Consider the following 11,775-nt stretch of genomic DNA (forward strand, 5'->3'; position numbering starts at 1 on the left):
CGGCGGTGGCGGCCGACGCCCGGAGCGTGGCGGCGACCGTCCTCGCGGAGACCGGAGCGGCGAGCGCGGCGAACGTGGTGGTGAGCGCGGCGGCGAGCGCGCGGACCGTGGCGGCGAGCGCGCGGACCGTGGTTCTGAGCGCGGCGGCGAGCGTGCGGACCGTGGCGGCGAACGTGGTGCTGAGCGTGCGGACCGTGGTGCTGAGCGCGGCGAGCGTGCCGACCGCGGTGGTGAGCGCGGGGAACGTGCGGAGCGCGGCGAACGTGGTGAGCGCGGCGAGCGTCGCGGTGAGCGCGGCGGTGGCCAGGGTACGTCCGGAGGAAGTGGCGGCGAGAGCGGTGGCGGCGGCTCGACGCCTCCGGCTTCTGGTCAGGGCGGCTCAGACCCCTCGGGCGGCACGACCTGATGCTCCACGGTGGAGTGGGTGATGCCATCGCATCCCCACCCCATCGAACCCTCACCTCGCTGAGGGGTGAGGCTTGAGATTGGCGCCGCCCTCTGTCTCGAGGGCGGCGCATCCCGCGCTCGCAGTCAGGGCGAGTTCGAGAGCCAGCAAGGTCTCATTCGCCAGAGCCAGTCGCTTGCGAGATGCATCGCCTCAAGGCGGGCAGGAGTCTTCACGCAAGGCTTCGCCAGGCCAGCGCCCAGAACTCCCGTGAGTCCTCTCGCCAAACCGGCGCCAGGTATCCGGGCGAGCCGTCCCCCACCAAGGTCCACGGCGCGTCGGTGACAGGGTTCGAACCTGGCACCGGGTCTTCCGTCGTGCCCCCCGGGAGCCACGCCTTCGCGGCCGAGGCACCTCACCTCCGACTCGAGGGCCATGTGAGCGGCGGCCTCACGTCCTGGCCCTACCCTTGGGGCCGGGCGGGGATGTCGGGCGGTGTGCCCCAGTCACCCTCGTCACTGGGGTGGGCTGGCCCAGGAGGCTCGGGTTTGACTAGCCTTGCCGCTCCATGTCGCGGAGCGTCGTCGACGTCCCTGCCCCACTTCCGTTCCGGATGACCCTCATCTCCGCTTCGCTCCAGACCTCCTGTCGCCGCCCCCTTCTCCCCTGCCTTCGAGGGGCGCGCCCCTTCGTGGGCTGGCGTACCTGAGAGCGGCCGTGGCCCAGACTCCGCTTTCATGGCTGCGAAACACCCGAGACCGGGCACGAGCCTGGGCGTTGCGCGTCTGGGCCCCCATCGAGGGCACTCCGGTGGGCCGCTTCGCGACGGACACCGTGCTCGCCGCGAGGACCGTGGGCCAGGGGTTTCGGGGAGAGAACCTCCGGCTTCGCGCGGCCGCCCTCACCTACATCAGCATGTTCTCGCTGGTGCCCCTGCTGACGGTCGGCCTGGTCCTGCTGAATGCCTTCCACCAGGACCGCTTCGAGGAACGGCTGCGCTCCGTCGTCCGCGAGCTGCTCGCACCAGGCGTCCAGGAGAAGTCCGCCGCGGTGCTCAACCGGCTCCTCGACCAGAGCAACTCCGTGGCCATCGGAAGCATCGGCTTCCTGGCCATCCTCCTGTCCGCGGGCTCGCTGCTGCGCCACATCGACGGCGCGGTGAACGAGCTGTGGGGCATCCGCCGCCAGCGCCCGTGGGGCATCCGCCTGCTCATCTACGCCGGCCTGTTGCTGCTGGGGCCCATCTTCCTGGCCGCGTCCTTCACGGGGACCCGGGCGGTACGAGGCGTCTTGCAGAGCCTGCCGTATCCCGGAGCCTTCATCGCCCTGGGCACCACGCTCGTCGCGGTGCTGGGGCTGACGATGCTGTACTTCTGGACGCCCTATGCGCACGTCCGGGTGCGCTCCGCCCTCGCGGGAGGACTCGTCGCCGGGCTCGGGTGGATGGTCGCCAAGTCCCTCTACGCCGAGTTCGCCGCACGGAGCTTCCGCTACAACCTGCTCTATGCCTCGCTGAGCGCCCTTCCCCTCTTTCTCGCCTGGGTCTACGTAAGCTGGCTGCTGCTGCTCTTCGGCGCGCGGCTCTCCTACGCCGTCGAGCACACCGCCTTCCGCGACTCCCTCTTCGCGTTCGGCACCCACCCCCGGGCCCATGAGCTGGTGGCCTCCCGCATCGCCCAGGAGACCACCCTGACGTGGGTGGATGGGGGGCCTGCTCCCACGCCCCGCGAGCTGGCGACCCGGCTTCGCGTCCCCGAGTCGCTCGTCCACGAGGTCGTGGACCGTATGGAGGCCGCGGGGCTGCTGGAGCGCCAACGCCGGGGAGGACTGCGGCCCGCAAGGGATCCGGCCTCCCTCACCCTCGCGGACACCACCCTCGCCGTGCACGGGGTGATGATTTCCGGAGGCGCGGATACCTGGGATGGACCGCGAGCCGCGGGCTTCGAGCAAGTGGAGCACTTCTTCCAGGAAGCGGACTGCCTCGGCGTCGAGCGCCTGCGTCAGACACGGTGGACCGACCTGGTGGTCCCCTTGCGGCCCGGATTGGCGGACACGGCCCCTTCTGCCCCCACCAAGGTGGCGGCAGGCGGAAATCCGTAAAGTTTCTAGGTGGTTGGGAGTCCACCCTGCTTGCAGTGCCGGCGCGTTCTGTTATGTTTTCCTGATTCACCACGGGCCAGAGTGCCCTGTCGCCAAGGGGTCACCGGGTTTGCGGGAGCGTCCGATGCTCAAGTCCGATCTGATCAACATCCTCGTGGCCAAGCGGGGCGTGACGCAGAAGCAGGCTGAGGCCACCATCGAGACGATTTTCGAGTCGATGAAGGATGCCCTCTGTCGCGGTGAGAACATCGAGATTCGCGGCCTCGGCGCCTTCCACGTGAAGAACTACCAGGGCTACCAGGGACGCAACCCGAAGACGGGTCAGGTCATCCCGGTGAAGCCCAAGCGGGGCCTGCTCTTCCGCACGGGCAAGGAGCTGAGGGACCGGGTCAACCGTCCCGCCCCCCAGCAGGCCCAGAGCGACTTGCCCTCCCCCGAGAGCAAGAGCCCCGGCAGCACCGGCACGGGCCTCTGAGTCGACTCAGGACCCCATCGGCACGGGCGAAAGCCTGCCGATGGGACGAATCTGAAGGGCGCCGTCCAGCTCCCCATAGGTGAGCACGGCCACTTCCGGAAACGCTCCCTCGCAAAGCCTTCGCAGTGACCGCCGGACGTCTGGCGCGGTGAGCAGCACCGCCCTTCCTCCCGTCGCCACCTGTCGGACGCCTTCCAGGATTTCCGCCACCCGCTCCGGGTCTGGCGCGGGTCCCCGAGGTCCGGTGGACCGCAGGATTTCCTCCACCTCCGGGTCCACGAGGTACGCATACAGCGGCCCGGTGGGCGCGAACTTGTGACTGAGATAGCGGCGCAGGGCCTGACGACAGCGCTCGGCGAGCGCGGAGGCGTCTCCTTCCGTGGTGGGTGAGACGAGCGCCTCCAGGATGGCTCGCAGGTCTCGAATGCTGACGCCTTCCTGGAGGAGCTTTCGCAGCACGTCCGCCAGCAGCGGCAGAGGGACTTTCTGCAGCGCTTCCTTCACCAGCATGGGAGCACGAGTCTCCAGGCCATCCAGCAGCGCCTGGACATCCTGAAGGCCCAGCAGGTCCGCGGCCCGGCTCCGCAAAACGCCTCTCAGATGGTCCGCCAGCAGTTCCTCGGGCCGCAGGACCTGGACCTGGGCGAGTTCCACGGGTCCCCGCCCCGCTTCAGGGACGCGGCTGATGGTCCTGCCCGTCGACGGTTCCACCGCGGCCTCCGCCTTTACCTGGAGGAACGCGAGTTCATCGGGAGGCGCCATCGCATAGAGCACGCCCACACTCAGCTGCCCGCCTCCCGCCGGCACCTCGTCCACCAGGATGCGGTACTCCCCGGTGCTCAGGTAGGCCGCCTGGGTCCGCACCCGGATGCCAGGGACGCGCACGCCCAGTTCGAAGAAGAGCTCGTCGCGCACGGCGTTCAAGGTCTGGTGCACGAAGGTCCCAGCCGACGCCTCCGCCAGCACCGTCAGGTCCGGCGCGAGGTCCAGCGTGAGCGGAGACACTCCCACGGGCACCACGGCACTCTCCGGAGCAGCCCCCGCCTTCTCCTCGGCTCCTTCCTTGGAACCCGTCGCATCCCCGCCGCGCGTCGCCACGCCCTCTCGGGGCAGGCCTCGCTGCAGGACGCGCCCGAGTCCCACCAGTCCCGCCGCCAGCAGCAAGAAGGTCAGGTGCGGCATGCCCGGCATCAACGCGAGCGCCACACACAATCCCGCCACGACCCAGAGTGTCCGGGCCTCACCGAAGAACTGCGAGCCAATCTCCGAGCCCAGCGAGTCCTCCTCTCGCTCCGACGCCACCCGTGTGACAACGAGCCCCGCCGCCACGGTGATGCACAGGGACGGCACCTGGGACACGAGGCCATCTCCGATGGCGATGAGCGCGAAGGTCGACGCGGCCTCCGAGAACGTCATCCCTCCCTGCAGGACGCCGATGAGCGAGCCGCCCAGCAGGTTCACCGCGACGATGACGAGACCCGCGATGACGTCTCCCTTCACGAACTTCATCGCGCCATCCATGGCGCCGAACATCTGAGACTCCCGCTCCAGGTCCCTCCGCCGCTTCCGTGCCTGGGCCTGGTCAATGGCCCCCGCTCGCAGGTCCGCGTCGATGGACATCTGCTTGCCCGGCATCGCGTCCAGGGTGAAGCGCGCGGACACCTCCGCGACACGCTCCGCGCCCTTCGCCACCACCAGGAACTGGACCAGCGAGAGGATGGCGAACACCACGCCGCCGACCACGTAGTCTCCTTGGACGACGAACTCACCAAACGCCTGGATGACCTCGCCCGCGTGCCCCTCCGCGAGCGCCAGCCGCGTGGACGAGACATTGAGCGCCAGTCGGAACAGCGTGGTGAACAACAACAGTGAGGGGAATGACGTCACCTGCAGCGCGTCCCTGGCCCTCAACGACGCCACCAGCAAGGCCACCGCCGCCGCCAGGTTCACCGCCAACCCCACGTCCAGCAGCCACGCCGGCAGGGGAATGATGAGCGCCCCCAGCACCGCCGCCATCGCCACCGCCAGCACGAGGTCCGACGAGCTTCGCGCCTTCACCAACCACTTCGCGAACACCTTCATGAGGTCTGTCTCCGGGGGACACCGTCCGCGTCCCGCGACTCCATCGCCGTGCGCAAGACGACTGCCGCGGCCTGGTACAGCTCTTCGGGAATGGGCTCCCCGATGTCGTAGTGGATGAGGCTTCTCGCCAACGGAATGTCTCGGACCACCGGCACTCCAAGCCGCTGGGCCTCCTCCCGAAGCATCAAGGCGTCCTCCTCCCGGGCTTTCGCGACGAGGTAGGGCGCTTCACACTCCCGCGCGTCGTAGCGAAGCGCGACCGCCAGATGCGTTGGATTGACCACCACCGCAGTGGCTTTTTGCACCCCTCGTGCCGGCCCCCCTTGAGCCAGCTGCCGGTGCAAGGCCCGACGTTGTCCCTTGTGCCGTGGGTCCCCCTCACTCTCCTTGTGCTCGCGCTTCAGCTCCTCGCGACTCATCATCAGCTCGCGCAGGTGGCTCCGCCTGGCGAGCACGTAGTCTCCAACCCCGAGCACGAGCAGCACCCAGGCCACACGGCGAATCAGCTCCGTGAGTTGCTCCAGCATGAGTGGCAGCCCCTCACTCCCGGCCAGCCAGGCGGTGCGCAGCGCGTCCGGCCCCACCGACTCCACCTCGCCCCAGACAAGAATCGCCACCACCCACACCACCAGCAGCGCCTTGCCCAGCTCCTTCAATGGTCTCACGCTGAAGAGACGCTTCAGTCCGGAGGAGAGGCTGACGCGCTCCAGCTTCGGCGCCACATGGCTCGGGTTCACCTCGAATCCCACGGTGGCCACGGAGACCGCCAGTGACGCCGCGAACGCGCCCCCCAGCACCGGCGCACTCAGGCGCACGAAAATCCAGAGCCCTTCCTCCCAGGCGCCCTCCGGCTGCTGCACCAGGAACAGCCGCGATGTCCACTCCTGGAGACGCTCGAGCATCCCCGGGGCGCCCGAGATGAACCCGAGCACGCCCCCCAACATCACCGCGCTGGAGGACAACAGCCGGCTGCGGGGAATCTGCCCCTTGCGGCGCGCCTCACGCAGGCGTCTGGCCGACGGCAACTCCGTCTTCTCTCCACTCATTGGGCCAGCTTCCCCAGCAAGGAGAGCGTGCCCTCCGTGGAGAGAACCTCCGCCAGCAGTCGCTCACACAGCATCCCGATGCCCAACCACAGCACCACGCCGCCCCCCAGGATTCGCAACGGAGCCCCCAACTCCTGCAGGTTCACCTGCGGCGCCGCGCGCGATGCCAATGCCAGAAAGCAATCCACCGTCAGCATCGCGGCCGCCATCGGCGCGCCCACCGCCAGTCCCGTGGCCAGCGCGCCGCCCGCGAGCACGACGAGATGCAACGTCGCCGCTTCCGTGGGCACGAAGGCCCCCAGCTTCACCACGCCAAAGCCACGCACCAACGCGCCGAAGACCAGCGGAGCCACCGCCCCCGACGTCACCAGTCCCACCAGCAGATGATAGAGCCCTTCGCCCGTGGCCGACTCCCGACTCCCCGCCAGCGGAAGGCTGGCCTCCGCGGACGTTCCGCGAAGCAGGTCGATGAATCGCCCCCCCATTCGCGCCGCATCGAACGGCAGCGCCGCGACCAGCCCCACCGACACCCCGTAGGCCAGCTCTCGCAACACCCATCCCCCCAACTCCAGCGACGAAGTCACGGGCTCCGCCAGTCCAACGCCACCTTCCGCCCGCAGGAAGAGCGAGAGCGACAACACCAAGCCCAGCCGCACCGTGGTGGGCGTGGCCTGCCCTCCCAACAGCGGACACAGGAAGGCCACGGGCAGGAGCCGTGCGGCACACAGCGCCACGGCGACCGCGTCCGGGCCCAGCGCCTCCAGGTGGGCGCGCAGCAACTCCAGGCTCACGCCGACACCTCGGAGATGAGCATCAGGAGCTGCTGTGTGAATCGCGTCAACTGCCCGGCGATCCACGGCCCGGAGAGCACCAACGCCACCACCGCCGCACACAGCTTCGGCACCACCGATAGCGTGCTCTCCTGAAGCTGCGTCGTCGCCTGAAAGAGACTCGACAGGAAGCCCACCAACAGGCTGGCCCCAATGGGTGGCAAGGACGCGAGGACCATCAACAGCAAAGCCTCACGCCCCAGGGTCAACAACACATCCTGGGTCATCGAGTCACCGGTAACCGAGGATGAGGCCGCGCGCGAGCAGCGACCAGCCATCCACGGCCACGAAGAGAAGAATCTTGAAAGGCAGGCTCACCTGGCCAGGCGACAACGTCTGCATCCCCAGCGCGAGCAACACATTGGCGATGACCATGTCGAGCACCAGGAACGGGAGGAAGACGAGGAAGCCAATCTGAAAGGCCTCCTTCAACTCCGTGATGACAAAGGCGGGAATGATGACGAAGAGGTCCGTCTCGCGCACCGAGTCCACTTCCTCTGGGGGACGCAGCTCTCGCGCCAGGTCCACGAAACGAGCGCGTTCCTCGGGGCTGCCATGCTTCACGAGAAACCCGCGCAGCGGCTCCGCCACCTGTGCCGCCGCATCGAGAATCCGCACGCCCGAGCCGGCCTCCAGCTCCTGATAGGCGCGTTGCCCCGCGTCGTACGTCCGCTCCATCACCGAGGCCATGATGTGGCCCGTCAGCACCGCGGCCAGTCCCGTCAGCACCAGCGTGGGCGGCGCCTGCTGGGTTCCCATGGCCGAGCGTGCCAGCGACAACACCACCGCTATTTTCGAGAAGCTCGTCAACATCAACACCGCGAACGGCAGCAGTGACATCACCGCCAGCATGCCCATCATCGACAGCGGGCTTCCCGCATAGGACTGCTGGCTGAGCGCCCCCTCCGACGCCACGGCCATGACTGGCGCCAGCATTCCCAGGCCGCCCGTCATGAGCTCATCCCCTTCCGGAGACCACGCCCCGGACGCGGTCGCCGCGCCTGGGCGAAGGTCCGTGGCACCTCCTCCCGCTCGGGCAGCGGATGGACCTCCGCGAACGCATCACCGAAGGCCACGAGAAAGCCCCGCCCCTCGACCTCCACCAGCGCAAGGCCACAACGAGGCGACAGGCCTGCCCGGGAGATGACCTGCATCCGCTCGGCACTCTCCACGCGGGGCCCCTTGGCCCCCCGTCGAAACCACCACCACCCCAGGCCACAGAGTGTCCCCAGAATCAGGAGCCACCGAGCCGTGGACACCACGGACACTCCGCCCAGGGGCCCCAGCAAGGCCAACCCGAGGACGAGCAGCGTCGCGACTTGAAGGCGCGTGCGAGGAGAGAGCGACGCGCGCCGGACATTCATGTGCTCACTCACGGCAACAGGGCCAGGACACGAGCGCCCACCTCGCCCTCGAGGTCCACCAGCTCCGCGCGCGCCACCACCCGGTCTCCCACGCGCAACAACACCGGCTCACTGGCATTGATGTGCAACGGGAGCAGGACGCCCGGCTTCAACGCCGCCAGCTCCGAGAGCGGAACCAGCACCCGCGTCAACTCCACCTCCACGTCCACGGGGAGCGGGGGAATGCCCTCGCCTCGTTCGTTCACCACCACCATGTTCGACTCCTGGAAATGCACGCGGACACGCGCACGGGACAGCGAGAAACCCTCGGGCTGAAACGTCCCCGCGAGCGAGAAGCCCCGGGCCACCAGCCGTCCGGGGCCGAAGAGGCGCGTGTCCTCGCGACGCACGCCTTCAAAGACAACGACATCCCCCACCGCGAGCGCATCCATCGCCTGGGGCGACAGGGGCGTCTGTCCGATGAGGCACCTCATCTTCAGAGCCGCGGCGAGCACTTCCGATGCGACGCTCGTGTCGCGCTCCACTGGGAACTCCTGGAACACCGACTGCAGCACCGGTGAGGGAAGCAACAGCCGTCCTCCCGCACGCACCGGCCCCACCGAAACATCCAGCTCCACGCCCACCAGCGGCTGCCGCCCCCGCAGCCGAGCCACGACGTCCTCACGTCGCATCGTCACGGCGGACAGCCGGGGCGCCAGGGCGGGATACAGCGGCGACTTGGAGCGCACAGCGGAGAGCGCCACCAGCACCAGATACGCCAGCGTCGCCTCTTCCAGCCTCGCCAGCTCTGTCGCCACTCCCGGCTTGCCACCCGGGCCGGCGATTCGCTCCAGCGCGGCAACGGCCAGCGCGGGCTCCAACTCCAGCACCGCAACTCCCCCCACCGCCGACAGCTCCAGCAGGACGAAGACCGCAGGCCGCTGCAGCCCATTCACGGGTGAGACCATGGCATCCAGCAACCGGGCCTCGGCCGTCACCGAGCAACTCAGCTCCCGGCCCAGCGCCGCGCAGATTTCGTCCAGGGCCTCACGCCCCAGGCTCGCCACGCGGGGCCGCCGCGAAAGCACGACGTGCGCCCGACTCATCCGGCGCGCCCCCAACCGTCGCAGCCGACGTGGCTCGGGAGAATGGGAGGGCTCTGTCTCTGAATTCATCGAAGGTTCGCCAAGGAAGGGCAAGGGGTGACACCCCGCTCGTGCACGACGCCCGCCAGGAGGGGCGCTCGTGGTGACGCGGGTTTGGAGTGAATGGGCATCCGCGCCTGGGATGCCGCGTACACGGGCCAGGACGGCGCCACGCGAGGACTTCAGCGCGTGGCTTCCCGGATGAGTCTTTCGGCGAGCGCCGACAACAACGGTGGCGCCAGTGGGTCCACGGGCTCCACCTTGCGACCCGGAAACAGGGTCCGGTGATAGGCAGGGAGACGACGGAACACCTCTTTGCGAAGCAGCTCCGGAACCTCGTCCATCAAGGCCTTCAGCCTCGCCGCCGCGTCGCTCCTCTCGCCGAACTCCTTCGCGACCTTCGCCTGTCGCTGCGCGGACGGGAGCGCGGCGATGCGCCGCAAATGCGCCTTGGCTCGCTTCAAGGCCTCCGTTCCCAAACCTTCCAGGAGCTCTCCCGCTCGCTCCCGGCCCAGGACCCATGCCACCAGCGCATAGCGCTCCAACGGGAGCGCTGGAGGCTGACGACGAATCGTCGTCGCCTGCTCCGCCAGCGGATTCGGAACCGGAGCGGGCATCGGCTCCTGGGTCGGAACGGGCACACCCTTCCTCGCCGGGCGCGATGCCCGACCCACACGTGTCGCATCCATGATGAGTCTCTCCGTCGCTTGCTCAGGCGACCTTGCGAGCCGCTCCAGCCGAGAGCACGGGACGAGCGGGGACCGGCGGCGCGGCAGGCACCACGTTCCGCTCCCGGTAGTGGCGCATCCGCAGCGTCGCCCACACCAAGGCTCCCGACAGCCCCGTCACCAACACCCCCAGCATGGCGAGCAGTACCCGCAGCCTGGACAGGGAAGACAGGCCACCCGCCGAAGCCACCTCCACGCGCGCGGGCACCTCGTCCACCAGCAGCGACACCGCGTCGGAGGAGAGCCCCTCCACACCTCCCGCCAGGAGCGCCTTCAAGACGTCCGAGGACTGACGCACCCTCGCCGCACTGCCCGGCGTCACTCGCAGCATCGCCGAGGCCTTGGATGGCACCGCTGTCTGCCCGGGTCGTGGCGCGGGAGGCACCACCAGGTGGACTCGCGCCAGCAGCACTCCCTCCACGGATTGGAGCGTCTTCTCCAAGCCCCGCTCCAACACGCGCACCCGGCAGACGCCCTCCTCCACCGGCGTGCGCACCAGTCCGCTGCCACCAAAGACATCACAGCCCACTTCCGCCGCGGGCCTCGGCAGCCCCAGCTCCGCGAGGACACGCACCGCGTCCGACGACTGGTCTCCCGTGACTTCGATGGCCCAGGACGGCTTCTTGCCCGCCTCCGGCACCTTGCGAGCATCCAGCCCTCGCTCGATGAGCACGGACTGCAGCTCGTTGGCCTGCCTCTCATCCAGGCCATGTTGGATGCGCTCTCGACACGCGGTGGCGCACAAGAGCCACAGGAAGAGCAGACAGCGGAGGGAACTCGAAGACATGCGCGCTCCTCAAACCTGCGTTTGCAGCACCTGCTTGACGCCGCCGGTCGCCTTCTCGACAACCTTGCCGGCGAGGTCGAGCTCCTGGCTCGCCCGGTAGACCTGGGCCTGCAACGAGAGCAGCTCCCCCGGCGTGAAGTCGCGACCCGACTCCGCCAGCTCCAGGATGTGGTCCAAGCGCTTCTGCGCCTGCCCCACCCGCTCCAATGCCTGCGCGGCCTGCTGCTCTCGCGCCGTCTGGACGGAGTCCACCCGCGTCCCCGTCCTCGCCTCCGAACATCCCGCCGGGGCTTGCGTCCCCCCGCCTTCGGCCCGAGCCACGCCCCTCGTGGCCTCGACGGGCGGACGCGCCACGCCTTCCGTCGTCACCGAGGTCTTCGCCTCGCGCGCGGGGGCTCGGACACCCTCCAGCACCTTGTCGAATCGCTCCCGGCCTGGCTCCACGGACGCCAGGCCCGCACCGCTCACCGCTCCCACCTTGTCCACGCTCATGGCTCGCCGCGCCCCTCTCAGCGGATGTTGTTGATGGCGGCCTTCGCCGAGTCGTGACGGACCTTCATGATGTTCGAGACCGCGTTGTGCTCGCGGCTCTCCCGCTGCATCTCGTTCTGGAGCTGCAGATAGGCCGCGTTGAACTTCTGGCCGTCCGCGCTGAGCGCCTTCTGCGCCTCCAGCAGGTCCCACGCATCCCCGTTGCCCGTCGGTGTCCCCAGCGAGGCTCCCGCCGCGGACGTGGACGCGGCCGACGTGGTCGTCGCGCCCATCGGCACCACCGAGGAGACCGCCATCTTCGTACTGGAGACGGCCGCGCTCAGGATGGGACCCGACGGAATCATCCCTGTCTCTTATACANA

At 68.9% G+C, this 11,775-nt stretch carries 14 protein-coding genes; 3 read left to right on the forward strand and 11 right to left on the reverse strand.

Annotated features, from left to right (window positions below; translation table 11 throughout):
- The 3 genes from FJV41_RS43655 to FJV41_RS43665 form a co-directional block, all read left to right on the forward strand.
- On the forward strand, positions 1-428 hold a 428-nt coding region (locus FJV41_RS43655; protein ID WP_220137949.1), incomplete at its 5' end, for a hypothetical protein.
- A gap of 674 nt (positions 429-1,102) precedes the next feature.
- The gene (locus FJV41_RS43660) at positions 1,103-2,485 is read left to right on the forward strand and encodes a YhjD/YihY/BrkB family envelope integrity protein (RefSeq protein WP_371746043.1); all 1,383 of its coding nucleotides are present in this window, start codon (positions 1,103-1,105) and stop codon (positions 2,483-2,485) included.
- 124 nt (positions 2,486-2,609) lie between these two features.
- Positions 2,610-2,960 (forward strand): HU family DNA-binding protein, encoded by a 351-nt coding sequence (locus FJV41_RS43665; RefSeq protein ID WP_141648560.1) that lies wholly within the window; start codon positions 2,610-2,612, stop codon positions 2,958-2,960.
- A gap of 6 nt (positions 2,961-2,966) precedes the next feature.
- On the opposite strand, the gene FJV41_RS43670 is transcribed toward FJV41_RS43665, so the two are convergent.
- The 11 genes from FJV41_RS43670 to FJV41_RS43720 all read right to left on the reverse strand — a co-directional run bounded on the left by FJV41_RS43670 (position 2,967) and on the right by FJV41_RS43720 (position 11,757).
- On the reverse strand, positions 2,967-5,042 hold the full coding sequence (locus FJV41_RS43670; protein ID WP_141648561.1) for a flagellar biosynthesis protein FlhA: 2,076 nt from the start codon (positions 5,040-5,042) through the stop codon (positions 2,967-2,969).
- Positions 5,039-6,088: an EscU/YscU/HrcU family type III secretion system export apparatus switch protein gene (locus FJV41_RS43675; RefSeq protein ID WP_141648562.1), complete on the reverse strand. Its 1,050-nt coding sequence runs from the start codon at positions 6,086-6,088 to the stop codon at positions 5,039-5,041. The genes FJV41_RS43670 and FJV41_RS43675 overlap by 4 nt, the downstream gene beginning before the upstream one ends.
- Positions 6,085-6,879, reverse strand: coding sequence for an EscT/YscT/HrcT family type III secretion system export apparatus protein (locus FJV41_RS43680; RefSeq protein WP_141648563.1), 795 nt, complete (start codon positions 6,877-6,879; stop codon positions 6,085-6,087). The genes FJV41_RS43675 and FJV41_RS43680 overlap by 4 nt, the downstream gene beginning before the upstream one ends.
- Positions 6,876-7,145, reverse strand: a complete 270-nt coding sequence (locus FJV41_RS43685) for a flagellar biosynthetic protein FliQ (protein WP_141648564.1) — start codon at positions 7,143-7,145, stop codon at positions 6,876-6,878. Before FJV41_RS43685 ends, FJV41_RS43680 begins: the two co-directional genes overlap by 4 nt.
- Before the next feature lie 4 nt (positions 7,146-7,149).
- Complete coding sequence (gene sctR / locus FJV41_RS43690) at positions 7,150-7,872, reverse strand: type III secretion system export apparatus subunit SctR (RefSeq protein ID WP_141648565.1); 723 nt, start codon at positions 7,870-7,872, stop codon at positions 7,150-7,152.
- The gene (locus FJV41_RS43695) at positions 7,869-8,282 is read right to left on the reverse strand and encodes a flagellar biosynthetic protein FliO (RefSeq protein WP_141648566.1); all 414 of its coding nucleotides are present in this window, start codon (positions 8,280-8,282) and stop codon (positions 7,869-7,871) included. Before FJV41_RS43695 ends, sctR begins: the two co-directional genes overlap by 4 nt.
- Positions 8,283-8,290: 8 nt before the next feature.
- Positions 8,291-9,367, reverse strand: a complete 1,077-nt coding sequence (gene sctQ, locus FJV41_RS43700; RefSeq protein WP_246137797.1) for a type III secretion system cytoplasmic ring protein SctQ — start codon at positions 9,365-9,367, stop codon at positions 8,291-8,293.
- Positions 9,368-9,588: 221 nt separating this feature from the next.
- A complete protein-coding gene (locus FJV41_RS43705) occupies positions 9,589-10,023 on the reverse strand; it encodes a hypothetical protein (protein WP_306440945.1) in 435 nt (144 codons plus the stop codon).
- Positions 10,024-10,117: 94 nt separating this feature from the next.
- A complete protein-coding gene (locus tag FJV41_RS43710; protein WP_141648568.1) occupies positions 10,118-10,921 on the reverse strand; it encodes a flagellar M-ring protein FliF in 804 nt (267 codons plus the stop codon).
- Positions 10,922-10,930: 9 nt separating this feature from the next.
- Positions 10,931-11,413 carry an ATP-dependent helicase HrpB gene (locus FJV41_RS43715; protein WP_141648569.1) on the reverse strand — a complete coding sequence of 161 codons (483 nt, stop codon included), beginning with the start codon at positions 11,411-11,413 and terminating at the stop codon, positions 10,931-10,933.
- A 17-nt stretch (positions 11,414-11,430) separates the two neighbouring features.
- A complete protein-coding gene (locus FJV41_RS43720) occupies positions 11,431-11,757 on the reverse strand; it encodes a hypothetical protein (RefSeq protein WP_174467532.1) in 327 nt (108 codons plus the stop codon).
- Between the last annotated feature and the right edge of the window lie 18 nt (positions 11,758-11,775).

The sequence above is a fragment of the Myxococcus llanfairpwllgwyngyllgogerychwyrndrobwllllantysiliogogogochensis genome (assembly GCF_006636215.1).
GTDB lineage: Bacteria > Myxococcota > Myxococcia > Myxococcales > Myxococcaceae > Myxococcus > Myxococcus llanfairpwllgwyngyllgogerychwyrndrobwllllantysiliogogogochensis.